The 25,830-nt window shown below is 70.9% G+C and carries 24 protein-coding genes and 1 riboswitch; of the genes, 12 read left to right on the plus strand and 12 right to left on the minus strand.

The window, feature by feature from the left end:
• Positions 1 to 110 precede the first annotated feature (110 nt).
• Entirely contained in the window at positions 111 to 875 is a 765-nt protein-coding gene (locus tag K3888_RS05500) for a DeoR/GlpR family DNA-binding transcription regulator (RefSeq protein ID WP_230929242.1), read from the minus strand.
• 152 nt (positions 876 to 1,027) lie between these two features.
• Here K3888_RS05500 and fgd point away from each other — a divergent pair, with 152 nt between their 5' ends.
• The 4 genes from fgd to K3888_RS05520 all read left to right on the plus strand — a co-directional run bounded on the left by fgd (position 1,028) and on the right by K3888_RS05520 (position 6,684).
• Positions 1,028 to 2,035 carry a glucose-6-phosphate dehydrogenase (coenzyme-F420) gene (fgd, locus tag K3888_RS05505; protein WP_230929243.1) on the plus strand — a complete coding sequence of 336 codons (1,008 nt, stop codon included), beginning with the start codon at positions 1,028 to 1,030 and terminating at the stop codon, positions 2,033 to 2,035.
• A 14-nt stretch (positions 2,036 to 2,049) separates the two neighbouring features.
• Complete coding sequence (gene pgi, locus K3888_RS05510; protein WP_230929244.1) at positions 2,050 to 3,690, plus strand: glucose-6-phosphate isomerase; 1,641 nt, start codon at positions 2,050 to 2,052, stop codon at positions 3,688 to 3,690.
• Between the two features lie 73 nt (positions 3,691 to 3,763).
• Positions 3,764 to 5,206 (plus strand): NADP-dependent phosphogluconate dehydrogenase, encoded by a 1,443-nt coding sequence (gene gnd / locus K3888_RS05515; RefSeq protein ID WP_230929245.1) that lies wholly within the window; start codon positions 3,764 to 3,766, stop codon positions 5,204 to 5,206.
• A gap of 101 nt (positions 5,207 to 5,307) precedes the next feature.
• On the plus strand, positions 5,308 to 6,684 hold the full coding sequence (locus tag K3888_RS05520) for a cytochrome P450 (protein WP_230929246.1): 1,377 nt from the start codon (positions 5,308 to 5,310) through the stop codon (positions 6,682 to 6,684).
• Between the two features lie 113 nt (positions 6,685 to 6,797).
• Here K3888_RS05520 and K3888_RS05525 read toward each other — a convergent pair whose 3' ends face one another.
• The 4 genes from K3888_RS05525 to K3888_RS05540 form a co-directional block, all read right to left on the minus strand.
• Positions 6,798 to 7,835: a Fic family protein gene (locus tag K3888_RS05525; protein ID WP_230929247.1), complete on the minus strand. Its 1,038-nt coding sequence runs from the start codon at positions 7,833 to 7,835 to the stop codon at positions 6,798 to 6,800.
• A 71-nt stretch (positions 7,836 to 7,906) separates the two neighbouring features.
• The gene (locus K3888_RS05530) at positions 7,907 to 9,541 is read right to left on the minus strand and encodes a long-chain fatty acid--CoA ligase (protein ID WP_230929248.1); all 1,635 of its coding nucleotides are present in this window, start codon (positions 9,539 to 9,541) and stop codon (positions 7,907 to 7,909) included.
• Between the two features lie 54 nt (positions 9,542 to 9,595).
• The gene (locus K3888_RS05535; protein ID WP_372459535.1) at positions 9,596 to 10,009 is read right to left on the minus strand and encodes a carboxymuconolactone decarboxylase family protein; all 414 of its coding nucleotides are present in this window, start codon (positions 10,007 to 10,009) and stop codon (positions 9,596 to 9,598) included.
• Between the two features lie 31 nt (positions 10,010 to 10,040).
• Positions 10,041 to 10,994, minus strand: coding sequence for a DUF5996 family protein (locus K3888_RS05540; protein ID WP_230929250.1), 954 nt, complete (start codon positions 10,992 to 10,994; stop codon positions 10,041 to 10,043).
• Positions 10,995 to 11,155: 161 nt separating this feature from the next.
• Positions 11,156 to 11,216: riboswitch (cobalamin riboswitch) on the plus strand.
• Between the two features lie 114 nt (positions 11,217 to 11,330).
• On the opposite strand from K3888_RS05540, the gene K3888_RS05545 reads away from it, so the two are divergent.
• From K3888_RS05545 to K3888_RS05560, 4 genes are read left to right on the plus strand one after another with little or no spacing between them, the layout of a single operon-like run.
• The gene (locus K3888_RS05545) at positions 11,331 to 12,239 is read left to right on the plus strand and encodes an ABC transporter substrate-binding protein (RefSeq protein ID WP_230929251.1); all 909 of its coding nucleotides are present in this window, start codon (positions 11,331 to 11,333) and stop codon (positions 12,237 to 12,239) included.
• Entirely contained in the window at positions 12,236 to 13,264 is a 1,029-nt protein-coding gene (locus K3888_RS05550) for a FecCD family ABC transporter permease (protein WP_230929252.1), read from the plus strand. The genes K3888_RS05545 and K3888_RS05550 overlap by 4 nt, the downstream gene beginning before the upstream one ends.
• The gene (locus K3888_RS05555; protein ID WP_230929253.1) at positions 13,261 to 14,091 is read left to right on the plus strand and encodes an ABC transporter ATP-binding protein; all 831 of its coding nucleotides are present in this window, start codon (positions 13,261 to 13,263) and stop codon (positions 14,089 to 14,091) included. Before K3888_RS05550 ends, K3888_RS05555 begins: the two co-directional genes overlap by 4 nt.
• Positions 14,088 to 14,927: an MBL fold metallo-hydrolase gene (locus K3888_RS05560; protein ID WP_230929254.1), complete on the plus strand. Its 840-nt coding sequence runs from the start codon at positions 14,088 to 14,090 to the stop codon at positions 14,925 to 14,927. Before K3888_RS05555 ends, K3888_RS05560 begins: the two co-directional genes overlap by 4 nt.
• On the opposite strand, the gene K3888_RS05565 is transcribed toward K3888_RS05560, so the two are convergent.
• On the minus strand, positions 14,924 to 15,382 hold the full coding sequence (locus K3888_RS05565) for a DUF1648 domain-containing protein (RefSeq protein ID WP_230929255.1): 459 nt from the start codon (positions 15,380 to 15,382) through the stop codon (positions 14,924 to 14,926). The two genes, K3888_RS05560 and K3888_RS05565, sit on opposite strands and share 4 nt — an antisense overlap.
• Before the next feature lie 139 nt (positions 15,383 to 15,521).
• Between K3888_RS05565 and K3888_RS05570 the strand changes: the two genes are divergently transcribed.
• From K3888_RS05570 to K3888_RS05585, 4 genes are all read left to right on the plus strand, one after another.
• Complete coding sequence (locus K3888_RS05570; protein ID WP_230929256.1) at positions 15,522 to 16,331, plus strand: siderophore-interacting protein; 810 nt, start codon at positions 15,522 to 15,524, stop codon at positions 16,329 to 16,331.
• A 138-nt stretch (positions 16,332 to 16,469) separates the two neighbouring features.
• Entirely contained in the window at positions 16,470 to 17,450 is a 981-nt protein-coding gene (locus K3888_RS05575; protein ID WP_230929257.1) for an ABC transporter substrate-binding protein, read from the plus strand.
• On the plus strand, positions 17,447 to 18,445 hold the full coding sequence (locus K3888_RS05580) for an ABC transporter permease (RefSeq protein ID WP_230929258.1): 999 nt from the start codon (positions 17,447 to 17,449) through the stop codon (positions 18,443 to 18,445). The genes K3888_RS05575 and K3888_RS05580 overlap by 4 nt, the downstream gene beginning before the upstream one ends.
• Before the next feature lie 7 nt (positions 18,446 to 18,452).
• A complete protein-coding gene (locus K3888_RS05585) occupies positions 18,453 to 19,244 on the plus strand; it encodes an ABC transporter ATP-binding protein (RefSeq protein WP_230929259.1) in 792 nt (263 codons plus the stop codon).
• 79 nt (positions 19,245 to 19,323) lie between these two features.
• Here the strand turns inward: K3888_RS05585 and K3888_RS05590 are convergent, their stop codons facing one another.
• From K3888_RS05590 to K3888_RS05615, 6 genes are all read right to left on the minus strand, one after another.
• Positions 19,324 to 20,160, minus strand: coding sequence for a glycosyltransferase family 2 protein (locus K3888_RS05590; protein WP_230929260.1), 837 nt, complete (start codon positions 20,158 to 20,160; stop codon positions 19,324 to 19,326).
• Positions 20,157 to 21,257: a glycosyltransferase gene (locus K3888_RS05595; protein ID WP_230929261.1), complete on the minus strand. Its 1,101-nt coding sequence runs from the start codon at positions 21,255 to 21,257 to the stop codon at positions 20,157 to 20,159. The genes K3888_RS05590 and K3888_RS05595 overlap by 4 nt, the downstream gene beginning before the upstream one ends.
• Complete coding sequence (locus K3888_RS05600; protein ID WP_230929262.1) at positions 21,254 to 22,354, minus strand: glycosyltransferase; 1,101 nt, start codon at positions 22,352 to 22,354, stop codon at positions 21,254 to 21,256. The genes K3888_RS05595 and K3888_RS05600 overlap by 4 nt, the downstream gene beginning before the upstream one ends.
• Positions 22,355 to 22,459: 105 nt before the next feature.
• The gene (locus tag K3888_RS05605; protein WP_230929263.1) at positions 22,460 to 23,854 is read right to left on the minus strand and encodes a glycosyltransferase; all 1,395 of its coding nucleotides are present in this window, start codon (positions 23,852 to 23,854) and stop codon (positions 22,460 to 22,462) included.
• Positions 23,851 to 24,918, minus strand: coding sequence for a glycosyltransferase (locus tag K3888_RS05610; protein WP_230929264.1), 1,068 nt, complete (start codon positions 24,916 to 24,918; stop codon positions 23,851 to 23,853). Before K3888_RS05610 ends, K3888_RS05605 begins: the two co-directional genes overlap by 4 nt.
• A complete protein-coding gene (locus K3888_RS05615; RefSeq protein WP_230929265.1) occupies positions 24,915 to 25,787 on the minus strand; it encodes a WcbI family polysaccharide biosynthesis putative acetyltransferase in 873 nt (290 codons plus the stop codon). The genes K3888_RS05610 and K3888_RS05615 overlap by 4 nt, the downstream gene beginning before the upstream one ends.
• Positions 25,788 to 25,830: the final 43 nt, after the last annotated feature.

Below are 25,830 nucleotides of genomic sequence, written 5' to 3' on the forward strand. Positions count from 1 at the left end.
TGCCGCCGCTCTCGGTGCGAGGGTTGCGTCTGTGGATGGTCGGGACGGGGTCAGCAGGACGGGCCGCGGAGGAAAGCCGGGCGAGAGCGGAAGCAGGCTGCGGGCACGGGTCAGACGTCGAGCTCCGCGATCTCGAACGCCGCCCCGTACTCGGCGACGCGGGCCGGGGCCAGCCCGGGGTCGGTGACCAGCACGTCCACCTCGTCGAGATCGGCGACCCTCGCCAGCGTGCGAGTACCGAACTTGGTGCTGTCCGCCACGACGACGGAGGTCGCCGACGCGGCGAGCATGGCCCTCTTGACCGGCACTTCCAGGGTGTTGGTGTTGGTGATCCCCGCCGCCGGGTCCACGGCATCGGCGCCGAGGAACGCCCAGGTCGCGGAGAAGTCCGAGAAGAAGTCCGTCGCGCGCGGACCGATCAGCGTGTAGACCGTGTTCAGCAGCTCGCCGCCGGCGAGGAAGAGCCGGACACCCGGCACCCCCGCGAGCAGGGTGGCGATCCGCAGGTCGTTGGTGATGAAGGTCAGATCCGGGACGTGCCGCAGCGCCACCGCCACCTGGAACGTGGTCGATCCGCTGTCGAGGATCACGCTGTCGCCCTCGTGCACGCGCCCGGCCGCATGACGGGCGATGGCCACTTTCTGCCGGCGGTGCTCGAACTCCTTGACCGCGTAGGGGACTTCGAACGCCGCACCGCCGACGGGCCTGGCTCCGCCATGTGTGCGCTCGGCCTGACCATCGCGCACCAGCCCGTCGAGGTCGCGCCGGATCGTCGATGCGTCGACCCCCAGCTCGACGGAGAGCTTCTTGGCCTCGACATACCCGTCCCTGTGCAGCAGTCGGACTATCTCTCGGCGCCTCTGCCGGACTGACACGTTTCCCCCTGTACGGGCGCCTCTCGCCTCGTCTGCGGCCACTCTAAACGATTGTGTGCAATCACCGGCGCGCTTTGCACACTTACTGGTAATTTCAGACTCTGATGCACGAATTCGTGCAGACCGCAGCGACGCGAAATGAGTAGACACGCATGCTCCGACTCGGACTCAAGGCCTCGGCGGAACAGTTCGCCCCACGCGAGTTGGTGGAGATCGCCGTCTCCGCCGAAGCGCACGGAATGGACTCGGTGACCGTCTCCGACCACTTCCAGCCGTGGCGACACAACGGCGGCCACGCCCCGTTCTCCCTGGCCTGGATGGCCGCGGTGGGCGAACGGACCGAGCGGGTCCAGATCGGCACCTCCGTCATGACCCCGACCTTCCGTTACAACCCCGCCGTGATCGCCCAGGCATTCGCGACCATGGCGTGCCTGTACCCGGGACGCATCATGCTGGGCGTCGGGACCGGCGAGGCCCTCAACGAAGTGGCCACCGGCGGGTTCGACGGCGAGTGGCCCGAGTTCCGGGAGCGCTTCGCCCGGTTGCGCGAATCCGTGCGCTTGATGCGTGAACTGTGGACGGGCGAGGAAGTGACATTCGACGGTGACTACTTCCACACCAAGGGCGCCTACATGTACGACGTGCCCGAACAACCCGTGCCGGTCTACATCGCCGCCGGCGGGCCGGTCGTGGCCCGCTACGCCGGCCGCGCCGGTGACGGGTTCATCTGCACCTCCGGCAAGGGCATGGAGCTCTACACCGACAAGCTCATCCCGGCCGTGCACGACGGCGCCGAGAAGGCAGGTCGGGAGCTATCCGCGATCGACCGGATGATCGAGATCAAGATCTCCTACGACACCGACCCGGAGAAGGCATTGGAGAACACGCGCTTCTGGGCGCCGCTGTCGCTGACCGCGGAACAGAAACACAGCGTCGGCTCCTCACGCGAGATGGAGGAGCTGGCCGACGAGCTGCCCATCGAGCAGGTCGCCAAACGCTGGATCGTCGCCTCCGACCCCGACGACGCGGTGGAGCAGATCACGCAGTACACCGACGCCGGCCTCAATCACCTGGTCTTCCACGCCCCCGGCCACGACCAGAACCGCTTCCTCACCCTGTTCGAACGCGACCTCGCGCCGCGGTTGCGCGCGCTCGGATGAAAGGGACCCGAACCATGCCGACCTCCCCTCAGCACGGCCCCTCCTGGAAAGCCCTCGCCGACCACCAGGACGACGCGCGCTCCCGGAGCCTGACCGACCTCTTCGCTGCCGATCCCGCCCGCGGATCGGACCTCACCGTGGCCGCGGCGAGTCTGTACATCGACTACAGCAAACACCTCATCACCCGAGAAACCCTGTCTCTACTGCTCGCCCTCGCCCGCGAGCGCGGCGTCGAGGCACGTCGCGACGCCATGTTCGCCGGGGCCCGAATCAACACCACCGAAAACAGGCCGGTCCTGCACACCGCGCTGCGACTGCCCGCCGATCACGAACTCGTCGTGGACGGCCGGAACGTGACCACCGACGTCCACGAGGTCCTCGGGCGGATGGCCGACATCACCGACAGGGTCCGCTCCGGCGAATGGACCGGGGCGACAGGCCACCCCATCCGCACCGTGATCAACATCGGGATCGGCGGCTCGGATCTCGGCCCGGCCATGGCCACGCGGGCCCTGCGGCATCACTGCGACGGCCCGCAGGTGCGCTTCGTCTCGAACGTCGACCCGGCAGACCTGACCTCCGTGCTCGCCGATCTCGACCCGGCCAGCACCCTCGTCGTCGTCGTCTCCAAAACCTTCACCACCCTGGAGACCATGACCAATGCCGCGGTGGCCAGGGCCTGGATCACAGGCGCCCTCGGCGCCGACGCGGTCCCCCGCCACTTCGTGGCGGTCTCCGCGAACACCGAACGCGCCGCCGAATTCGGCATCCCCGCGGACAACGTGTTCGGCTTCTGGGACTGGGTGGGCGGCCGCTACTCCGTCGGCTCCGCGGTGGGCCTGAGCCTCATGTTCGCGATCGGCTCCGAGCGGTTCGCCGAGTTCCTCGCCGGCATGCGCAGCATCGACGAACATTTCCTCGCCGCGCCCGCGCACGCCAACGCGCCCATCCTGCTGGGCCTGTTGGGGGTCTGGTACTCCAGCTTCTACGGCGCCGACTCCCGCGCCGTGCTGCCGTACTCCCACGATCTCGCGCGACTACCCGCCTACCTGCAACAACTGTCCATGGAATCCAACGGCAAATCGGTCCACACCGACGGTCGCCCCGTGGCGGTGGGCACCGGCGAGATCATCTGGGGCGAGCCCGGAACCAACGGCCAGCACGCCTTCCACCAGCTCCTCCACCAGGGCACCCGGCTCACCCCGGTCGACTTCATCGGCTTCGCACAACCCACCGACGACCTGCCGTCCCTCGGCGGGCAGGGGACCATGCACGACGTGCTGCTGGCCAACATGCTCGCCCAGTCCAAGGTGATGGCGTTCGGCCGCTCCGCCGCAGATGTGGCACGCGACGGCACCCCTGCCGACCTCATCGGCCACAAGACCATGCCCGGCGACCAGCCGTCCACCACGATCGTCGCCCCGCGCCTGACCCCCTCGACCCTCGGCCAGCTCATCGCCCTCTACGAGCACCAGGTGTTCGTCCAGGGCGTCATCTGGGACATCAACTCCTTCGACCAGTGGGGGGTCGAACTCGGCAAGGCGTCAGCACTCGAGTTCGGCGACGCGCTGGCCGGCGCCACGTCCGGCACGACCGGCGACAGCTCCAGCGACGGGCTCGTCGCAGCGCTGCGACGAGCCCGCACCGCCGCCTAGAACTCACGACCGCACCCCCCGCGATCACACATCACATCCACGATCAGACCCACCACGAGACCAACGAGGACATATGAACGACTCCACAGGCCGCGCCCACATCGGCGTCACCGGACTGGCGGTGATGGGATCCAACATCGCCCGCAACTTCGCGCGTCACGGCCACACCGTGGCGGTACACAACCGCTCGCGCGCCAAGACCGACGCGCTCATCGACACCTACGGCCACGAAGGCGACTTCGTGCCGGCCGGCACGATCGAACAGTTCCTCGACGCACTGCAGACCCCGCGCCGCGTCCTGATCATGGTCCAGGCCGGAGCCGCCACCGACGCCGTGATCAACGAGCTCGCCGACAACATGGACGCCGGCGACATCATCATCGACGGCGGGAACTCTCTTTACACCGACACCATCCGCCGCGAGGCCGCGATGCGCGAGCGGGGGCTGCACTTCGTGGGCGCCGGCATCTCCGGCGGCGAGGAGGGTGCGCTCAACGGTCCGTCGATCATGCCGGGCGGGCCTGCCGAGTCGTACCGGCATCTCGGCCCGCTTCTGGAGTCGATCTCCGCGCACGTCGACGGCGAGCCCTGCTGCACCCACGTCGGCCCAGACGGCTCCGGGCACTTCGTCAAGATGGTCCACAACGGCATCGAGTACGCCGACATGCAGCTCATCGGCGAGGCCTTCGACCTCATGCGTACCGCGCTGGGCATGCCGATCGCCGAGGTCGGCGAGGTCTTCCGGCAGTGGAACTCCGGAGACCTGGAAAGCTACCTCGTGGAGATCACCGCCGAGGTCCTCGGCCAGGTCGACGCCCGAACCGGCAGGCCCCTGGTCGAGGTGATCGTCGACTCCGCCGGCCAGAAGGGCACCGGGCGGTGGACCGTGAAGTCGGCCCTCGACCTGGGGGTGCCCACGACCGGCATCGCCGAGGCGGTGTTCGCCCGGGCACTGTCCAGTGCGACCGACCAGCGCGAGCGGGCACGCGAACTGCAGGGCGGCGCCACCGTCGCGGCTCCGGCGGACACGGCTGAGTTCATCGCCGCGATCAACCAGGCGCTGTACGCCTCGAAGGTGGTGGCCTACGCGCAGGGCTTCGACCAGATCGTGGCCGGCAGCCTCGAGTACGGCTGGAACATCGCCCCCGGTGACCTGGCGACGATCTGGCGGGGCGGCTGCATCATCCGCGCCACGTTCCTGGACCGGATCAAGGAGGCGTACGCCGAGGATCCCGACCTGCCGAGCCTGCTCCTGGCACCCTACTTCCGCACGGCTGTCGAGGACGCTGTCGACAGTTGGCGGCGTGTGGTGTCCACCGCGACGCTCATGGGGGTCCCGGTGCCGGCGTTCTCGTCGTCGTTGTCGTACTACGACGCGCTGCGCGCCGAACGGCTCCCGGCCGCGCTCACCCAGGGCCTGCGGGACTACTTCGGCGCCCACACCTACCGGCGAGTCGACATGGAAGGCGACTTCCACACCCTGTGGGGCGGCGACCGCAGCGAGCAGCGGGTCTGAGTACCGCGCAATTCGGACCGTTGTCCAGTTAGTTTCGCCATTCCGTTGACACGCTTGTGAACGCCGTCACACACTGGGGTCATCCGACAACGAGGTGCCCTATGTCGATCGCCGTCGATCCGCGCGAGAAGATCTACCAGCCCCCCGCCGCCCCGCTGGCGTCGTACCTGCCGGTGGTGGGCCAGACGCTCGAGTACGTCGACAGCCCCCTGTCCACCATGTTCCGCAGGTACCGCCAGTACGGCCCCGTGTCCGAGCTCAACTTCCTCGGACGGACCTGGACGGCATTGCTCGGCCCCGACGCCTGCCAGATCGCGCTGCAGAACCCCGAGAAGGCGTTCGCGAACGGCCCGGGCTGGGGCTACCTCGTCGGCCCGTTCTTCGACCGCGGCCTGATGCTGCTGGATTTCGACGAGCACAAGCACTACCGGCAACTCATGCAGGAGGCGTTCGTCCGGCCCCGTCTCGAAGGCTATGCCCGTACTCTCGCACCGCTGGTCGAGAGCGGCATCTCGGCCTGGCAACCAGACGCCGACTTCCAGATCTATCCCGCCCTGAAGTCACACACGCTGGATCTCGCGACAGATGTGTTCATGGGCGGCGCGGAACTGGCCGAGCCCGGCGAGCTCGAGCGCGTAAACGAGGCCTTTGTCGACTGCGTGCTGGCCGCCAACGGCTGGCTCCGCATCAACAAGCCGATGCCCTTCACCAAGTGGGGCCGCGCGACGCGTGGTCGTCGTCTTCTCGAGGACTTCCTCCGCCGACACCTCCCCGCGCGCCGCGCGAATCCGGGCGAGGACCTGTTCTCGGCGTTGTGCCAGGTCGCGGACGCCTCCGGCGGGATCGACGACGACGACATCATCAACCAGATGATCTTCCTCCTCATGGCCGCGCACGACACCACCACGAGCACGGTCACGTCGATGGTGTACGAACTCGGGCGCGACCCCCAGTGGCAGGAACGCTGTCGTCAGCAGTGTCTGGAGCTGGGACCGAACCCGACGATGGCCGAGATCGAGAAGGTGGCGGACCTGGATCTGGTCATGAAGGAGGCGCTGCGGCTGCACCCGCCCGTGCCGGTACTGGCCCGCAGGACCGTCAAGGACACCGAGGTGCTGGGCGTCCGCATCCCGGCGGGCCAGCTCGTCGCCGTGATGCCGATGCTCTCGCATCACCTGCCCGAATACTGGAGCGACCCGGAGATCTTCGACCCGGAACGCTTCTCGGACGAGCGCCGCGAGGACAAGTCGCACCGCTTCGCCTGGGAGCCGTTCGGCGGCGGGGTGCACAAGTGCCTCGGCATGATCTTCGCGAACATGGAGTCCAAGCTCGTACTCAGCGCGCTGCTGCGGCACTTCGAGTGGTCGGTACCGCTCGACTACACCCCGCCGATGCGCAACGACTCGCTGCCGTACCCGGCCGACGGGCTGCCCGTCGACCTGCGGCCGCTGGACCGCAGCCGGGCCCGCGCGAACTGAGCCCCGGCCTGCTCTCATGCCGCTGACCTCGGGTGCCCTGCACGAGGCGTTCAGGGCAGCCCAGGTCAGAGAGCTTTCCGCAGGGCGAGCGGCCCGCTCCCGCGCTTGGCCACTCAGCTCGACCCGGGATGCGCCGGCACTGCGAATCCGGTGGGAGCGGCGAGACGGGTATCCATCCGGGTACTCGCGAGTCGACGCTCCGCCACGGCCACGAGATCGAGCACCTCTCGCGCCAGATACCCGTTCGTCCGTCGTCCGATCGACTTCGTCCGCACAACGCCGGCCTCCACCAGAAGATCCAGCGCTTTGCGGGCAGAGTTCTCCGAGGTGCCGTACAGCTGTGCCGCGACCTTCGGCGTCAGTACCGGATGCTCTGGCAGGCCGTCGATGATCGCGGTATCGATCGAATCCGCCCGAGGCGTCGGACGCAGCCCCAATCGGGCCCTGTGCCCGCCGATTCTCTCGGCCCAGTCCTCTCGGAGTTCCGCGATGTCACGAGCGATCCGCTCAGCCTGGTCGACGGCGGCATCAGATGCCGCCGTGAATGTCGCAATCCATGTCGCCACTCCGGCGCGCAGGGCTTCCCTGTCTCCGGGCGCCGCCCGGAATGCCGTGAGTCCACCGACATAGTGATCCGACCAGGTGTGGAGGATCATGCTGATGGGCAGGACCGGGGCCAGGGTGAGACCCCTACGTCGGAGGGTCGCATGAATCAGAGCCCTCCCGATTCTCCCGTTGCCATCCCAGAACGGGTGGATCGTCTCGAACTGTGCGTGGACGAGCGCAGCCTGGATCAAGGGCCCATGAGTGGCTCCGTCGGCATAGGCGACGAGATCGTCCATCAGGGCGGGGACGGCGTCAGCTGGGGGTGGCACGAATTCCGCGTCAAGCGGGTGCCAGTCCGACCCTCCGATCCAATTCTGCGTCGACCTGAAACCTCTGGTCGGCCCACCGGGAAACAACGCCGAATGCAGATCCACGATGTCGCTCGCCTCGAGACCTGGCTTCTCCGCAAGGATCCCGTCGGCACTCTTCAGGATCGCGATGTTGTTCGCCACGAGCTCGGCGACATCAGAGAAGCCCCAAGGATAACTCTTACCCTTGGGCGAACTCGGCCGTCGCCGCCGGATATCCAGGATCCTTCGGCCCATAGACGCCACAAGCGTCCCGCGCATCCACCCTGATCAGATGGGTGCGCAGGACGCTCTCGGCGAGGGCTCGGCTACTTCTCCAGGGCGTTGACTACGGTCAGGTCGCCGTCGGCGTGCGAGGAGCGGATGCGCTTCTTGTCGAGTTTGCCGACAGAGGTCTTGGGGATCTCGTCGACAAAGGCGAAGCGCTCGGGCACCTGCCACTTGGCCATGCGCTCGGCGAGGTGGGCGCGCAGCTCCTCGACGTCCGGGTCGGCCAGGCCCTCCTTGATGACGACGGTGGCCAGCGGCCGCTCGTCCCACTTGGGGTCGGGCACGCCGATCACGGCCGCCTCGGCGACGGACGGGTGCTCGAGCAGGTAGTTCTCCACCTCGACCGACGAGATCCACTCGCCGCCGGACTTGATGATGTCCTTGGCGCGGTCGGTGAGCTGCAGGAACGCCTCCGGCTTGATGTAGCCCACGTCGCCGGTGCGCAGCCAGCCGTCGTCGAAGGAGTCCGAGGCGTCCACCTTGTAGTAGCTGCCGGTGATCCACGGGCCGCGCACCTCGAGCTCGCCCACGGACTCGCCGTCCCAGGGCAGCGTGTTACCCGCGTCGTCGACGATCCGGGCCTTGACGCCCGCGAGCAGCCGCCCCTGGGTCTGACGCAGCTCGAACTGCTTCTCCTCGGGCAGGTCCGCCTTGGGCCGGGAGAGCGTGCCGATGGGGGACGTCTCGGTCATGCCCCAGGCGTGGGTGATGTTGATCCCGTACTTGTCACGGAACTTGCGGATCAGCTCGGGCGGGCAGGAACTGCCGCCCACGACCACCGACCGGAAGCTCGACATGTCGATCGGGTGGTCGACCGAGTACGCGTCGACGGCCTGCCAGATGGTCGGCACGGCGGCGGCGAGGGTCGGCTTCTCGCTGGCGATCATCGCGGCCAGCGGCTCGGGCTGCAGGAAGCGCTCGGGCATGAGCAGCGAGGCGCCCACCAGGAACGCGGCGTATGGCAGGCCCCAGGACATGGCGTGGAACATCGGCACGATCGCCAGCACGTTGTCGTCGAGCGAGATGTTCATGCCGTCGGACATGCAGACCTGCATCGAGTGCAGGTAGATCGAGCGGTGCGAGTAGACGACGCCCTTCGGGTCGCCGGTGGTGCCCGAGGTGTAACACATCGCGGCACCCGTGTTCTCGTCCACCTCGGGCCAGTCGAATTCGGTGGGCTGCGCGGCGAGAAGCGCCTCGTAGTCGTGGACCTGCACGCCCTCAGGGGCCTCGAGCGTCGCGGCGGCGCCACCGGTGACGATCACGTGCTCGACCGTGGAGAACTTCGGCAGGAGCGGCTGGAGCAGCGGGACCAGCGTCGGGTCGACGATCACGACCTTGTCCTCGGCGTGGTTGGCCACGAACTCGAGCTGGTCCGGGAACAGCCGGATGTTCAGCGGGTGTAGGACCGCGCCCATCGACGGCACCGCGAGGTAGGCCTCCAGGTGCTCGGAATTGTTCCACTGGAACGTCGCCACGCGCTGGTCGCCGTCGACCCCGAGCGAACGCAGTGCGTTGGCCAGCTGCGCCGACCGCGCACCGATGTCGCCGAAGGTGACCTTGCGCGGCCCGGAATCGGTCCACGTGGTGACGACGGCGTCCTTGTGGACGGTCGCGCCGAACTGCAGGATCGTGCTGATGGTCAGCTGCTCGGGCATCATCGTGCTCAGCATGGGCGGGGCTCCTTAGCGTTGGGGAGTGCGCGGCGTCACCTGGGTGCCCCGAGACTACCCGGCGTCGAGGGCGTCGAAGACCTCCTGGACGGTCTTCATGGCCGACAACGCGGCCGGCGCCCCGCAATACCCCGAGGCGTGGATGACGGCCTCGGTGATCTCCTCGCGCGTGAGCCCGTTGGTGAGCCCACCACGCACGTGCCCGGCCAGCTCGGCGTTCGCGCGCAACGCCACCAGCATCCCGATGTTGAGCAGGCTGCGGTCCCGCCACCCGAGCCCGGGCCGGTTCCAGATGTTGCCCCACACGTTCTCGGTCACCACGTATTGGATGGCCTCCGAGGCGGTCCCGGTCGCCCGGCCCATGGCGCGGTCGACGAACTCGTCGCTCATCACCTCGCGCCTGGTCGCGAAACCCTGCTCGCGGAGATCCTGGGAGTGAGCGCCCTCGTCGGAAGAGCTCGTCGTCATCATCTCGTGGTCCTTTCCTGCTTCGAACGTGTCACGGACCATCCTGCCCGCGCCGGTACCGGTGCGCGTCGAGCCGCCCGGGGTCGACCTCGAGCGCCGCACGGTCCCACCCGGCCAGGTCGGCGGCGGCCTCGTAGGTCTGCTGCAGAAACGTCAGAACGGTGGCCTCGGGGTCGTCGGATTCGGCCGCCACCTCGTACGGGAGCACGAACTCGCCGAGCTCGGTGCTGTGCTCGCCCACGCTGACCGGCCGCTCGTCGAAGCCCTCCGGGGTCGGGTAGGCGTAGGCGTAGAACGCGCCCTCGTCCCCGCCACCGGGCCAGAACCCGCAGCTGCTGAGCTCCCGGTCGTAGGCCTCGACCATCACCCAGTCCGCGCAGTTCGGCGCGCCCCCGGGATGCGGAGGCGCCGAGCGGCCCGAGAAGCGGGTGCACGCCATGTCCATCGAGCCCCAGTAGAAGTGCACCGGCGAGACCTTGCCCGCGAACCGCGCGCGGAATTCCCCCAGGACGCGGTCCACGCGGACGAGCTGCTGCCAGAACAGGTGCGCGGCGTCGCGGGAGTACTCCCGGGCGGCGGTGTCCTCGGCGAACGGGACAGCCGGGTCGACCTCGTTGGGCGACGGCTGGAACACCGGGTCCACACCGAGCGCGGCGAGCACCTCCAGCGTCTGCTGGTAGAAGCGCGCCACGGACTGGCCCTCGAGCGCGAACCCGCGGTGGCCGCCGTTGCTCGACCGCGCGAGGAGCCGATGGTCGACCAGGTCCAACTCCACGTCGACCATTCCGGACCCCGCCGGGAACGTGCCCGTGGTCAGGCCCCGCGCGGACACATAGAGGGTGGAGTGCCACCAGTGGTTGACCAGCGGCGACTGTGCCATCCGGGCCTTTCCGACGATCTGCGTCCACATGTGCAGCGTGTCGCGGGTGGCGGCCCAGTCGTCCAGGCGGAGTCGGGGCCAGGGGGCGGGGGACGGCTCGGACATCGGGGCTCCTCGGGTCGGTGGTCCCGTTCTACCCGACCGGGCCGTGCCCCACAGCGGGATCAGCGGGCCGTTCGCGTCGCCGTGTCAGGGCCGGCCGTGCGGTCGGCTACCCTCGAGATGTCCCGGCCACCTGCGCCGGACACCCGAGGCACGCGGTGGAAGTCGGTGGGAAACCGGCGCTGTCCCGCAACTGTGATCCCGCCGGAGAGCGGGCAAGCCAGGTCGGCCGCTGCCGCGGTAGCCGTACGTACTGACCTCGGACGAAGGACGGTTGCGTGCAGCGGCCCTCCCGCCGCGGCCCGAGCTGCTTTCGTCCTCCGCGAATCGGAGGATGCCATGCACCACCCACGTGCCCGCGCGCTGCTGGCCGCACCCCTGGCGGCCCTGGTGCTCCTGGCCACGGCCTGCGGCGTCGGTGACGACGACGAGGCCGCCACGAACGATTCCGCCACCGGCGGCGACCCGCAGTCGATCGTGTCGCTGACCCCCACCACCACCGAGATGCTGTTCGCGGTGGGCGCGGGCGAGCAGGTGGTGGCCGTGGACGAGCGCTCGGACTTCCCGGAGGACGCGCCGGTCACCGAGCTGTCCGGCTACACGCCCAACCTCGAGGCGATCCTCGGTTACGGCCCGGATCTGGTGGTGCTGTCCGACGACAACGACGACGTCGTGGCCGGGCTCGAGCGTTCGGGAGTCGAGGTGCTGGTCCTGCCCGCGGCCGCGACCCTGGACGACACGTACAGTCAGCTCGAGCAGGTCGGCGCCGTCACCGGTCACGTCGGCGAGGCCGCGGAACTGGTGGCGCAGATGCAGGTCGACATCGACGAGATCGTGGCGTCGGTGCCGCAGCGCGAGACCCCGCTGACGTACTTCCACGAGCTCGACGACACCTACTACACCGTCACCGACGACACCTACATCGGCGAGATCTACTCGATGCTGGGCCTGACGTCCATCGCCACCGGCAGCGACCCGTACCCGCAGCTGTCCGAGGAGCTGATCCTCGAGGCCGACCCGGACGTGGTGTTGCTCGCCGACGGCCAGTGCTGCGGCGTGACCGCCGAGTCCGTCGCGCAGCGGCCGGGCTGGGACCAGATGACCGCGGTGCGCGAGGGCCACGTCTACGTGGTGGACGAGGACCTGGCCAGCCGCTGGGGCCCGCGCGTCGTGGACTTCATGCGCGAGGTCGCCGCGATCGTCACGGCCATCCCCGCGAACAGCCCGGCGCCCCAGCCCGCGCCGTGACCCGGCCGTCGTCCCGCAGCGCCCTGGTGCTGGGCGGGGCGACGCTGGTCCTGCTGGCGGCGCTCCTGGCCGGCACGCTCGTCGGGCCCGCCGGTCTCACCGCGGGCGGCGTGCTGCTGGAGCTGCTCGACCGGCTCCCGCTCGTGTCGGTCGACTCCGGCCTCACCCTGCGCCAGCAGGTCATCCTGTGGGAGATCCGCATCCCGCGCGTGGTGTTGGGCGCGATCGTCGGCGCGATGCTGGCGATCGCGGGCGCCACCTACCAGGGCGTCTTCCGTAATCCGCTCGCCGACCCGTACCTGCTGGGCGTGTCCAGCGGCGCCGGCCTGGGCGCCACGCTGGCGATCGTCGTGGGTGGGGCCGCGGCCTCGACGATGGTCCCGCCGGCGGCGTTCGCGGGCGGCATGATCGCCGTCCTGGCCACCTATGCGCTGGGCCGCAGTGTCGGCGGTGGCCGCACCGAGGTGGTGATCATCCTCGCCGGCGTGGCCGTGGCCGCGTTCGCCAGCGCCATCCAGACCTTCTTCATGCAGCGCCACGACGACACGCTGCGACAGGTCTACTCGTGGATGCTCGGCCGGCTGACCACCAGCGGCTGGGCCGACGTCACGCGGGTCCTGCCGTACGTGATCGTGTCGGTCGCAGTGATTTTCCTGTTCCGCCGCATGCTCGACGTGATGGCGGTCGGCGACGTGGAGGCCGCGACCCTGGGCATCTCCCCGTCGCGGGTGCGGTTGGTGCTCATCAGCGTGGCCACGCTCGGCACCGCCGCGGTGGTGTCCGTCTCGGGTCTGATCGGGTTCGTCGGCATCGTGATCCCGCACGCGGTGCGCATGGTGATCGGCCCCGGCCACCGCCTGCTCCTGCCGGTGTCACTGCTGGTGGGTGCGGCGTTCCTGGTCCTGGCCGACGTCGCGGCGCGCACCGCCATGAGTCCGGCCGAGCTGCCGATCGGCGTGGTGACCGCCGCGATCGGCGCCCCGTTCTTCCTGTTCGTCCTTCGCCGCAGCCGGGGGCAGATATGACCGACGACGAGGCGCCGCGCCTACCCGACGCCGCCACGCCCCGCGCCGGGGAGCCCGCCGTCGCCTGCCGTGACCTGCACGTCTCCCGCGACAACACGCCGGTCCTGCACGGCGTCGACCTGTCGGTCCCCGCCGGCGCGTGGGTGTCGCTGGTCGGTCCCAACGGTTCCGGCAAGACCACCCTGCTGTTCGCTCTGGCGGGCCTCATTGGTTCGACGGGCCATCTCGAGGTCGAGGGCGTCACCCCGCGGCGCGGCGGACGTCGCCGGGTCGCCCGCACCGTCGCGCTGATGCCGCAGCGGCCGGTCGTCCCCGAGGGCGTGACGGCCCGCGAACTGATCAGCCTGGGACGTACCCCCTATATCCCGCGGTTCGGGACGGAGTCGGCCCACGACGTCGTCGTCGTCGACACCGTCATCGACAGGCTCGACCTGCACGATCTCGCCGGGCGCATCGCCACCACCCTGTCCGGCGGCGAGCTCCAGCGGGTCGTCCTGGGCCGCGCGCTCGCCCAACAGCCGCGCGTCCTCCTGCTCGACGAGCCGACCAGCGCGCTCGACATCGGCCACCAGCAACAGGTGCTCGACCTGGTCGATTCCCTGCGTCGCGAGACGGGGCTGACGGTGGTCGCGGCGATGCACGATCTCACCTCCGCGGCGCAGTACGGCGAGCGCCTGGTGCTGCTCGACCGGGGGCGCGTGGTGGCCGACGGGCGGCCCGGCGAGGTGCTCACGGCCGAGCGGATCGCGCAGGTCTACGGCGCGCGCGTCGAGGTGGTGCGTCGCGCCGACGGGCCCGCGGTGCTGCCGGTGCGGGGGCCGGCGTGATAGAGGTCCTGCTGGTCGGCACGGGCGCGGCGGACGGGTGGCCGTCGCCGTTCTGCCGATGCGCCTCGTGCGAGGCGGCACGAGCGCGCGGCGTGGTGCGCGGCCAGACCTCCGCGCTTGTCGACGACGACCTGCTCATCGACTGCGGCCCCGAGACCCCCGGCGCGGTGGTGCGTCACGGGCGCACACTCGCCGGCGTCACGCACCTGCTCATCACCCACGCCCACTTCGATCACCTCGGACCCCAGGCACTGCTCATGCGGTCCTGGGTCGAGGGGCTGGGTGAGCTCGAGATCGTCGGGCCCGCGGACGCGCTCGAGGTGTGTCGGCCGTGGGTGGGGCCGGATGATCCGGTGCGCTTCACGCCGGTGGCCGCCGGGGATCGCGTGCGGGTGGGCCGGTACGACGTGCGCGTGCTGCCTGCGCAGCACCAGGTGTTCCGCCGGGGCGACGCGGTGCTCTACGACATCACCGGCCCCGACGGCGCGCGCCTGCTGTGGGCCACCGACACCGGGCCGTGGGAGCCGGACTGGTTCGAGACCGTGCGCGGTGCACGGTTCGACGCGGTGTTCCTCGAGGAGACCCTCGGCGACCGCGAGGAGATCTCGGCGTCCCACCTGGGGTTGCCGCGGTTCGGAGCGATGCTCGACCGGCTGCGCGAGGTGGGCGCGGTGGACGGGGTCACCGCGGTCGTGGGCGTGCATCTGGGCCACCACAATCCGCCGCCGGACGTGCTCGACCGGCGCCTCGCCGCGCTGGGCGCGCGGGCGGGTGCCGACGGCGAGGTGGTCGCCCTGCGGCCCCGGGGCGCTGACCGGCGGGGGCGTGCGGTCTAACCCGGGCTGTCCGCGATGGACAGGCGGATGAGACCGGCGAGGGTCGAGCCCATGAGCACGACGAGCCCCACCACGAGGACGGCCGATCCCGCGCCGGCGAAGGTCTGGAGGCAGATTCCCAGGTAGACCACCGTCAGGCCGGCCAGGACCCACACCATCATCCGTTCGCCCTCGCGGTAGATCCGCTGGGCGTTGGCCTCCGTGATCTCGCCGGGGTAGTTGAGCACGTCCGGCTTGGTGGACAGCCACGCCGTGAGAAGGCCGAGCGCCAGCCCGCCGCCCGCGAGCCACAGGAGGCTCGACCTGCTGCCGAAGTCGTCGGGCTGGCCGCGGAAATCGAAATGCGTCGGGACGACGTCCGGCAGCGCGGGGTACCGCACGAGGACGTAGGCGGTGAGCGCCACGATGCCGAGCAGCGACGCGATCCGTAGGACTCGCGTGACCGGTCCGGTCACATAGTCAGGGGTGGGACGATTCCGGGGCACTGCACCGAACCTACAGCCGCGGGCCGAGCGATCCCCCGCCGACGGCACGAATCCCCGAAAAAGGATAGGCTGCCCTAACTGTCTCTTTTTCAGCATGTCAGGAGTTCCGTTGGCCAGCGCCCCTCAGTCCACCAGCCCCAAGTCCCGCACCCCGGTCACCCTCACCGTTCTTCGCACCGAGCAGGTAAGCGACCACCTGGTGCGGGTGATTCTGGGAGGTGAGGGATTCGACGGGTTCGCGGCCCGCGAGGAGACGGACAGCTACGTCAAGCTCGAGCTGCCGCACGGCGAGGAGTCGGTGGTGCGCACCTACACCGTCCGCCGGGTCGATGCCGCGGCGCGCGAGATCTGGATCGACTTCGTGGTCCACGGCGACCAGGGCGTCGCCGGGCCCTGGGCTCGCACCGTCACGGCCGGCACCGAGGTCGCCGTGCGCGGTCCGGGCGGCGGCTACCAGCCCGACCCGGCGGCCGACTTCCACCTGCTCGCCGGCGACGAGACCGCGGTCCCGGCGATCGCCGCCGCGCTGGAGTCCCTGCCGGCCGACGCCAAGGGAGCGGTGTTCCTGGAGGTGGGCGGCCGCGCCGATGAACTGGCGCTGACCGCGCCGGCGGGCGTGGAGATCACCTGGCTGCACCGCGGGGCCTCCTCGGCGGACGCCGGCGCGGAGGTCATCGACGGCGAGGCACCGCTCGTCGACGCGGTCCGGGGCCTGTCCTGGCCCGGTGGTGACGTGCAGGTATTCGTCCACGGCGAGGCCGAGACCGTGATGAAGCACGTGCGTCCGTACCTGCGTCGCGAACGGGGCGTGCCCGCCGCGCGGGCCTCGATCTCCGGGTACTGGCGGCGGGGCCGCAGCGAGGAAGGTTTCCGCACCTGGAAGCAGGAACTAGCCGAGGCGGAAACCGCCGCGTCATAGGCGGAGCGGGCATCGCGCACGGCCGGTGAGGAGAGTCCGGCCATGCCGCGTCGTACCTACCGAGTACCCTGTGAGGCCAGTAAGTTCACGCATCCGGCCCCTCACGGTCACTCGTGAGACGTAGACAAGGCGTAGCACATGGCATTCTCACGCGCGAAGCTCCTCACCGGACTGGTGGCCACCTCGGCGCTCGTCCTCACCGGCTGCTCCGGTGGCGACGACGGCGGGGAGGGCGGCAGCTCCGAGAGCTACAAGATCGGCATCAACCAGCTCGTCCAGCACCCGGCACTCGACGCCGCGACGGCCGGGTTCATCCAGGCATTCGAGGACGCCGGGGTGGACGCGGAGTTCGACGAGCAGAACGCGAACGGCGAGCAGGCCACCGCGCTGACCATCTCGCAGCAGTTCGCCGGCGACGACCTGGATCTGGCGCTGGCCGTGGCCACCCCGGCCGCCCAGGCGATGGCCCAGAACATCACCGACGTCCCGCTGCTGTTCACCGCCGTCACCGACCCGGTCCAGGCCGAGCTGGTCGACTCGATGGAAGAGCCGGGCGCCAACGTCACCGGCACCTCGGACGCCGCCCCGATCACCGAGCAGCTCGAGCTGCTCAAGGAGATCGTGCCGGACGCCGAGAAGGTCGGCATCGTCTACGCCTCCGGCGAGGTCAACTCGCAGGTGCAGGTCGACCAGGCCGAGGAGGCCGCCGGGCCGCTGGGCCTGGAGATCTCCACCCAGACCGTCACCACCGTCAACGAGATCCAGCAGGCCGTCGAGGCCCTGGGCGACGTGGACGCGATCTACGTCCCGACCGACAACATGGTCGTCTCCGGCATCGCCTCGCTGGTCCAGATCGCGGAGTCCAAGCAGATCCCCGTGATCGCCGCCGAGGAGGGCACCGTCGAGGGCGGCGCCGTCGCCACGATCGGCATCGACTACACCGAGCTGGGTCGCCAGACCGGTGAGATGGCGCTGCGCATCCTGCGCGACGACGCGGACCCGGCCACCATGCCGGTGGAGACCGCCACCGAGTTCACCTACGTGGTCAACGAGGACGCCGCCGAGCGCCAGGGCGTGACCATTCCCGAGGCCATCCTCGCCGAGGCTGACCGCAAGTGATCGGCGCCGTCGAGGTAGGCCTCATCTACGGGGTCATGGCGCTGGGGGTGTTCCTCACCTTCCGTGTGCTCAACTTCCCCGACCTCACCGTCGACGGCAGTTTCACCACCGGCGCCGCCACCGCGGCGATCGCCATCCTCGCCGGCTGGAACCCGGTGCTCGCGACCCTCGCGGGGTTCGTCACCGGGTTCCTGGCCGGCACGGTCACGGGGCTGCTGCACACCAAGGGCAAGATCGACGGTCTGCTGGCCGGCATCCTCACCATGATCGCCCTGTGGTCGGTCAATCTGCGGATCATGGACGGGGCCAACGTCCCGCTCCTGCGGCAGGACACCGTGTTCACACCCCTCAAGGACGCGGGGCTCCTCGGTACGTGGGGCGGCGTGGGGATCCTGGCCGTGGCGGTCATACTGCTCGGCCTGGTCGTCATCTGGTTCCTCAACACCAACCTGGGGCTGTCCATCCGCGCCACCGGCGACAACGGCCCCATGATCTCCTCGTTCGGTGTCTCCACCGACTTCACTAAGACCCTCACGCTGGCCATCTCCAACGGCTTCGTGGGAATGTGCGGTGCCCTCATCGCCCAGTACCAGGCGTTCGCCGACATCTCCATGGGCATCGGTCTCATCCTGGTGGGCCTGGCCTCGGTAATCCTCGGCCAGGCCGTGCTGAGCCAGCGCACCCTGTGGCTCGCGGTGTTCGCCGTGGTCGTGGGCGCCGTCCTGTACCGCCTGATCATCTTCGCGGCGCTCGAGGTGGGTCTGAACCCCAACGATATGAAGGCCATCACCGCGCTGCTCGTCGTGATCGCGCTGCTGCTCCCCCGCTGGAGGGGGCTCCTGGGCCCGTTCGGGCGGGCCGTCGGGTCCCTGACCGGTACCCCGGGCTCCGGCCGCGAGCCGCGGGACACCCCCGGGGCCGCGGTCGCGGCGGGCTCGAGCCCAGCACGTACCGGGGCCGGTTCCGGCGCCGGGTCCGCGACAGGAGAAGGGTGACCCCGCCATGCTGACCGTCAACTCCATCTCCAAGACGTTCTTCCCCGGCACCGTCAACGAGCGCCGGGCCCTCGACAGGCTCGACCTCACGCTGGCCGAGGGCGACTTCGTCACCGTGATCGGTTCCAACGGTGCCGGCAAGTCCACCCTGCTCAACGCCGTGGCCGGGCGGCTGCCGGTGGACAGCGGGGTCATCGAGATCGACGGTGTCAACGTCAACCGGATGCCCGACTACAAGCGCGCGAAGTACGTCGGCCGGGTTTTCCAGGACCCGCTCGCGGGGACCGCGCCGAACCTCACCATCGAGGAGAACCTGTCCCTCGCGCTGCTGCGGGGGAAGCGGCGGGGGCTGCGGCCGGGCCTCGACAAGAAGCGGCGCGCCCGGTTCACCGAGGACCTCGCGATGCTCGAGCTGGGACTGGAGGATCGCCTCACCGCCAAGGTCGGGCTGCTGTCCGGCGGGCAGCGGCAGGCGCTCTCGCTGCTCATGGCCGGGTTCACACAGCCGCGGATCATGCTCCTCGACGAGCACACCGCTGCCCTGGACCCGCAGCGCGCCGAGCTGGTCACCACCATCACCGAGCGGATCGTCCGCGAGGGCGGGCTCACCACGCTCATGGTCACGCACAACATGGAGCAGGCGATCCGGCTGGGCAATCGGCTGATCATGATGCATGAGGGGCGGATCGTCTACGAGTCCGACGCCGCCACCAAGTCCAAGCTCACCGTGCAGGATCTGCTCAAGGAGTTCGCCAACATCAAGGGCGCCACGCTCTCGGACAAGGCGTTCCTCGGCTGACACCGCCCCGGGGTGCCCTGCTCGCGGCGTGCAGGTCGCCCCAGGTCAGAGCGCCGACGGGCCCAGCGGCTACCCGGCGTCAGTCGCCCGTGCGCACCCAGTCCTCACCGTCCCGGCGGACCAGCCCCCTCCGCTCGAACTCGGCGAACCAGCCGGGCGCCGGCCACTCCCCCCAGCGCCGGGCGTAGTGGGCGCCGTTCCGGAGCAGGTCGTCCAGGTGGTCGACCGGCGGCTCGGACACGGGGTGCCAGCGGTGATAGGCGTGCGCCCCCGCGACCAGCACCACGGGCACGCGGCGGTAGAGCAGTCGGCGCCCGAAGTCGGTGTCCTCGGCGCCGTAGCCGGTGAATGTCTCGTCGAAGCCGCCGAAGTCCTCGCGGATATACCGCCACAACCCGGGCCGCAGGGCGAAGGACAGTGACCAGAACATCCCGTACTCGTCCGGCTCCAGCGGACGCGTGCCCCGGGCCGGGAAATCGCGCGCAGGATGCGGGTCCGTGAGCCCGGGCAGGTCGGCCGGGTCGGGAGCGCCGGTGTACTCGGGCAGATAGGTGACCGGTCCCAGGCCCACGGCCCCGTCGGGGATCTCGGCGTAGCGGCAGCCGAGGTCCGGGCCGGGCATGCAGTCCACGTCCAGGAAGACGATCAGGTCCACCCCCAGCTCGGCCGCGCGGTCTCCGCCGAGGTTGCGTGATCGCGCCACGGGCAGGTCGGGCCCGGCCGGGAGTTCCACCGTGATGGCGCCGAGCTCGGCAAGTTCGGCAGCCAGCTCCGCGCTGCCGGGACGCTCCGGGAGCACCACCACGTGCCGGGCCTCCGGCAGGTTCGCCGCGAGAGCCTCGCGTTGGGAGCGCAGGTGGTCAATGCGCCCGGGAGTGCACACGGTCACCACGGCGATCGAGGCCCCCGCGCTCATCGCCCGGCCCCCTGCGCGACAAGCCCCTGCGCGACGGGCTCCAGCACGAAGGGCCTCGGCGCGTCGGGCTCCCGAGCGACAGACTCCAGCACCCCGGCCAGCCGTTGTGCTGCGCCGTCGACCTCCCATGCCTCCCGCAGACCGGACCCTGAGCCCGGGGTGGATCGGGCCCGCTCGAGCGCCCGTCGCACCGCGGCGACGAGGTCTTTCACGGAGTCCTCGCGTCGGACCACCGCGCCGAGTCCGACCCGCTCGAGGTGGGCCGCGGTGGCATCCTGTTCGTCGAAGGGCCGCGCCTCGGGCGCGGCCACCACGTGGGCGTCGGCGGCGGCGAGGTCGGCGATAGAGCTCTGCCCGGCAGCGCTGACCACCACGTCCGCGCGGCACATCTCGTCCCACGGGTCGGCGACCCATCTGCCGCCGGGCCCACCGAGCGACTCCCAGTCAACCTCCGTCAGCTGGGCGCGAACCGCGTCCCAACGCGGGTCCGCGGCGTCGCCGCCGGAGCCGCGCAGGTGCAGCACCCGGGGTCGGCCCCGCCCGCGAGCAACGGAGCGCGCGTCTGCCGGATCCCGGCCCGCGAATCGGGAGACCCCGCCCACCGGGACAAGGGGTCGGTCCGCGCCCGCGGGCACGGGAGCGCCGGCCGAGCGTGGCCAGCCCGCGACCAGGGCCGAACACACGCCGTGGGCCAGGGCGTGCGGGGCGTCGTCGCGGCGGCCCGGCAGAACCGTGGCGACGACAGGGGTGCCGGTGAGCCGGGCGGCCAGGGTGACCTCGACGGAGATATCGGTCCACAGCAGCGCCGGCTCGGTGCGGTCGATCCATTCGGCGAGAAGAGCCATGCGGCGGCGCAGACCCGGCTGGTGCACCGGCGCCCAGTGCAGGCGGCCCCCGGCGGTCGGGGCGACTCCCGTGGCCGACCCGTCGTGGTCCAGCGGCAACGGCAGGATGCGCACGCGCTTCGGGTCGGGGTTCATGCCGGGAGCGACCGGCGCCGAGGTGAGGATGGTGACCTCGTCACGGAGTTCGGCCGCCACCGCCAGGGCCCGCTGCAGGTGGCCGCTGCCCTGATGGTGGGCGTAGATACCTATCACAGGGCCGCCCCCACAGGCAGTCCGCGCAACCGGGCCTCGAGGGAGTCGATGCGGGCGTCGTGGGAGAAGGCCGCGGCCGCCGCCCGGGCGGTCGCGGTCCGGTCCATGGTCAGCGCGGCGGGGATGCCCGCGGCCAGCGCCGACGCCGGGTCGGGGCCCGGTTTGACCAGTACCACCCCGGGCTGTCCGCTGAGGATCTCACGGGTGCCGCCGCGGGCCAGCGCGACGACCGGGGTGCCGCAGGCCAGTGCCTCGACGGAGGTGAGTCCGAACGGCTCCTCCCAACAGGGGGTCACCAGCGCGACCGATGCCCCGGCCACCAGCGGGACCAACGCGTCCCGGCCGAGCGGTCCGTGGAAGCGGACGGCCTCGCCGGCCGCGTGCAGTCGTGGGGCCAGGATTCTGTTCATGTAATCGCGGTCGCCGACGCGGCCCGCGATATCGAGTTCCAGGCCTGCCCGGCGGGCCGCCTCCACGGCCAGGTGCGGCCCCTTCTCGGGCACGATCCGCCCCATCCACACTGCTCGGTGCGGACCGGGGCGCGCGGGTCGGGGCGACCAGATCTTCATGTCGACGCCGTTGGGCAGGACCTCGGCGCCGTGCGGGATCTGCCACGAGTTCAGCACCGAGCGGCTCACCGCGAGGACCTGCCCGGTCGCGGACCCGAGCCGGTCGAACGCCTCCTGCATCGCAGCCAGGGGCGGGCAGTGCAGCGTCGTGATCACGGGCGCGGGCATGTCGGCGGCCCGCACGAGCGGGACGTGACTGAGGCTGTGGTTGAGGATCACGTCGAACGTGGACCCGGCCAGGTGGTCCATCAGGCGGTCGAACTCGGCCGCGTCGGCCTCGTAGCCGCCGGGCGGATAGAAGCTGTCGCCGAAGCCGGTGGCCGCGGCCATGGTCGTGAACTCGAACCGCCGGTCGTGGTCCTCGCTGCCGGCCGCCGCGAACAGGGTGACGCGGTGCCCGCGGTCGCGCAGGGCCCGCACCTCCTTGGCCACCACCACCTCGAGACCGCCGGCGAACGGCTCGCGGATGGGGAACCTCGATGGGCCGATCACGGCGATGTCCAGCCGGTCCTCACTTCGGATGTCCACGATCCCCCTGCCGCTGACGGAGCTCCCCGGGCCCTCCGGGTGTGCCAGGTCATCGATCGTGGCCCCCCGGGGGGCCCTCCGCCACCGGAGCGACACCCCCGGCTCTCACCAGCCACCCACCACGCGTTCGAGTCGCACTCCTGTTCCGTCGTCGCGAGGTGGCCTGATCCCGAGGTCCCGCGCCGCGACCCACACGGGGTCGGGCGGCCGCTCACCCCACTCCTGCTCGCGCGCCAGTGCTCGCGACCTGCGCACGTAGGCGAGGGTGCGGCCCTCGTCGTCGTCGATCCTCACGCTCCCGACGGGTGGGCACAGTGCGCGCAACCGCTCCACGGGGAGATCCCCGAGCGCACAAGGGCGGTGGATGTCGACCAGGATGTCGGGACGACGACGAGGACCCGCCCCCTGCCCACCGCGCCGCCACCACCGGCCGCGCTCCCCCACATCGACCCGTGGGTCCTCGCCGAACAGGCCCGCGATCACCCCGGAGTCCGAGGTGGCGGGGTCGACGGTCACGACTACATCGCCCCAGCGCAGCAGGGAGACGCAGGTCGCGGCGGCGGAGCCGGCCCCGGAGAACGCAGACCCCGCGGCATGGACGTGGACCGCGATGGACGGGAGGGCGAAGATCCCGCCGGCGGGGCGCGTGTAGGGCGAGGCGATGAGCGGTGCCAGGCGGGCGGTCTCGGCATTCTTCTGGGCCAGGTGTCGGACGTCGTCCCGGCCGTCCGCGGCGTCTGCGCGGCCCGCCCAGTCCGGGCCGTCGTGCCACGCCACGGCGTCGGGGAGGTAGCGCAGACGACCGCCGGCCTGTTCGCAGCGCCAGGCCAGGTCCCAGTCCTCGCCGCCGTAGCCGATGATGCCCGGATCGAATCCCCCGGCGAGGTCGTAGAGGCTGCGGTGCAGGCCGCACACCGCGGACAGGACTCCGCGCCACAGGCCCTCGCCGCGGGTCAGGTTGTGGGTCTCGGTATAGAACGCGGCGGGCCAGGCGGGATCGGACAGGATCGCCTCCGGTTCCACTGCTGTAGTGGCCGGGCCGAAGCGCCCGTATCGGCGGCGGCCCACGACCAGCAGGTCGGGAGCGTCGGTCAGGGCGGCGGCCATCGTGGCGACGTAGTCGGGCCCGGGGACGGTGTCGCCGTCCAGGAACAACAGGAGCTCGCCGCTGCCCGCCTGCGCACCGAGGTGCCGCGCGGCCGACGCGCGAAAACCCCGATCGTCCTGGCGCACCACCGTGACCTCGGGCAGCACGGAGGGCGGGGTGGGTGACCCGTCGTCCGCGACGATCACCTGCATGGCCAGCGGCCCCGCCGGCACGAGCCCCGCCGGCACACGTCCAGCCGGGTCGTTCCCGACCGGTTCGCGCACCGCCTTCTCAAGCCCGACCCCGGAGAGTCCGCGCTGCCCGCTCAGGGCGGCGAGGATCCGGTCGAGCATCCGTTGGTCCCGGTAGTACGGGATCACCACGTCCACGCTCAGCGGGGGCCTGCCGTTCATGTGAGCCACCCCCGCCAGGCCCGCACGTACGCCCGCCCGAGCTCGTCCAAGCCCGGCGGCGGGATGTCGCGCACGGTGGGCGCGGGGTCGTCGAGGAGTGCGCGCAGCGTCGCGGCCAGGTCCGCGGCCAGATCGGCGCCGCTGGCCAGCAGCAGGGAGCCCGGCCGGATCTGCTCCATCTCCCGGGTGTAGTCCGAGTCGCTGACCAGGGGGCGGCGGCCCGCGGCGGCCCAGGTGTTGAGGGAGCCCGAGGCCGAGACGTTTCGGAACAGGGCGACCGGCACGGTCACCCCGCCGAGCGTGCCGGCGAGCTCGTCGTCGTCGATCCGCCCCGTCACCTCCGCCCGGCCGCCGGCGGCGCGCACGGTCTCCAGCGCGGCGGCCACGTAGTCCTCGTGCCCCTCGGCCGGCGCGCCCAACAGGCGTAAAGTCACGCGGTCGTCGCCGTCGGCCGCGAGCCGCGCGACGGCCTCCGCGACCACGTCAACCGCCTTGCCCGGGTGCAGGAAGCCGAAGACGCCCACCGAGCGAGGGTCGAGGGAGGGGGCGGCATGAGCGGTCGGCGCCGCTCCCGTCCGGGCCGGGGTGGGCAGCGCGGGAACAGGCAGCGGGACGACGACGTCGACGGCGATGCCCTCGTCCGCGCAGAGTCGGTGCTCGTGCTCGGAACTCACCATGACCAGGCCCGAAGCGGCCGCGATTCGACGATAGGCCCGGGCCCGGCTCCGGCATCGCTCGGCGCCCTCGGCCGGCTGCGGGACGTCGTGCAGGGTCACCGCGACGGGTCGGTCACGCGCCAGCGATTCGACCACTCCGGCGGCCTTGTCAGGTGTCGAGCCGAACAGCGGATCGGTGATGTGCAGGTGCACGGGCGTACCGGGGTGCCCGGTCAGGGCGGCGGGCAGGTCGTCGACGTGGGCGACCTCGATCAGCGTGGTCCCGGCGGCGCGGGCGCAGTCGACGGCGAAGCGGGTCACCCCGTGCTCGGGTGGCCCCAGGGCGACCGTGAGAGGTGGCCGGTCGGCCGGGACGTCGGCGTCGGTGTCGGTGTCGGCGCTGATCACGCGGGCATCAGCCCCAGTAATTCGATGCGGGCCGCGTGCCTGCGCAGGCCCTCGTCGACCACGCCCGGGGTGGCGGCGTACCAGGCGAGGTGGGCGTCCACGATCTCGCGCTCAGGTATCGGCACGCCGTCGACCAGCCAGTCGCGGGGCCCGGTCTCGGGCAGACCCAGCGCACGCTCCACCGCGGGATCGACGGGAGCGCGGGTGGCGCCCAGGGGTTCGCGGTCGCTGATCCGGGGCGGATCCGAGAGCAGGCCGGCGGGCAGGTGCCCGAGGATGCGGTCGAACACCGTGGCCAGCGCCTGCCGGTCGGGGTGGTTGATGGTGTGCCAGCGCGGGTAGCCCTCGAGGAGATCCGAGACGGACAGGGCACCGTGGGCATGCTCGCGGACACGCAGCGCCTCGACGGACTCACTCGCCGAGGCCCGGGCCTGCTCGGTGGTCGGAGCGGCCACGAGGAGATCGTGGTCGCCGGTCGCGGCAGCCACGAGGGTGCGCAGGTCGTGGTACGGCGCGATCGGTGGGACGAGCGAGCGATCCCGTGGTGGGCGCACCAGCACCTGGTACGGGTGCAGACCGGCGTAGCGCAGCACCGGCACCAGAGCCACGGAGGCCGACGTCGGGAGTCGCGCCGCGAGCTGGCGGTGGCCCAGGGGCAGGTCGCGGTAGTCGTCGCGGATCGGCTGGACGATCAGCACATCAGTGCGGGCAAGGTCTGCGTGCAGGCGCGGGAGGTCACGGGCCGTCATCTCGTACACCGGTCGGACATCGATCACGCCGACCTCCTGCGAGGTGCGCAGGAGGTCACGGTAGACGTCGGCCTGGCAGTTCCCGATCACCATGACCGTGGGCTGATCCGGAGTGCTCATCGGGGCGAGCGTAGGCAGGGCCGGGGGAGGCGGCAACCGGCTG

The sequence above is a fragment of the Dietzia aurantiaca genome (assembly GCF_021033825.1).
GTDB classification, from domain to species: Bacteria; Actinomycetota; Actinomycetes; order Mycobacteriales; family Mycobacteriaceae; genus Dietzia; species Dietzia aurantiaca.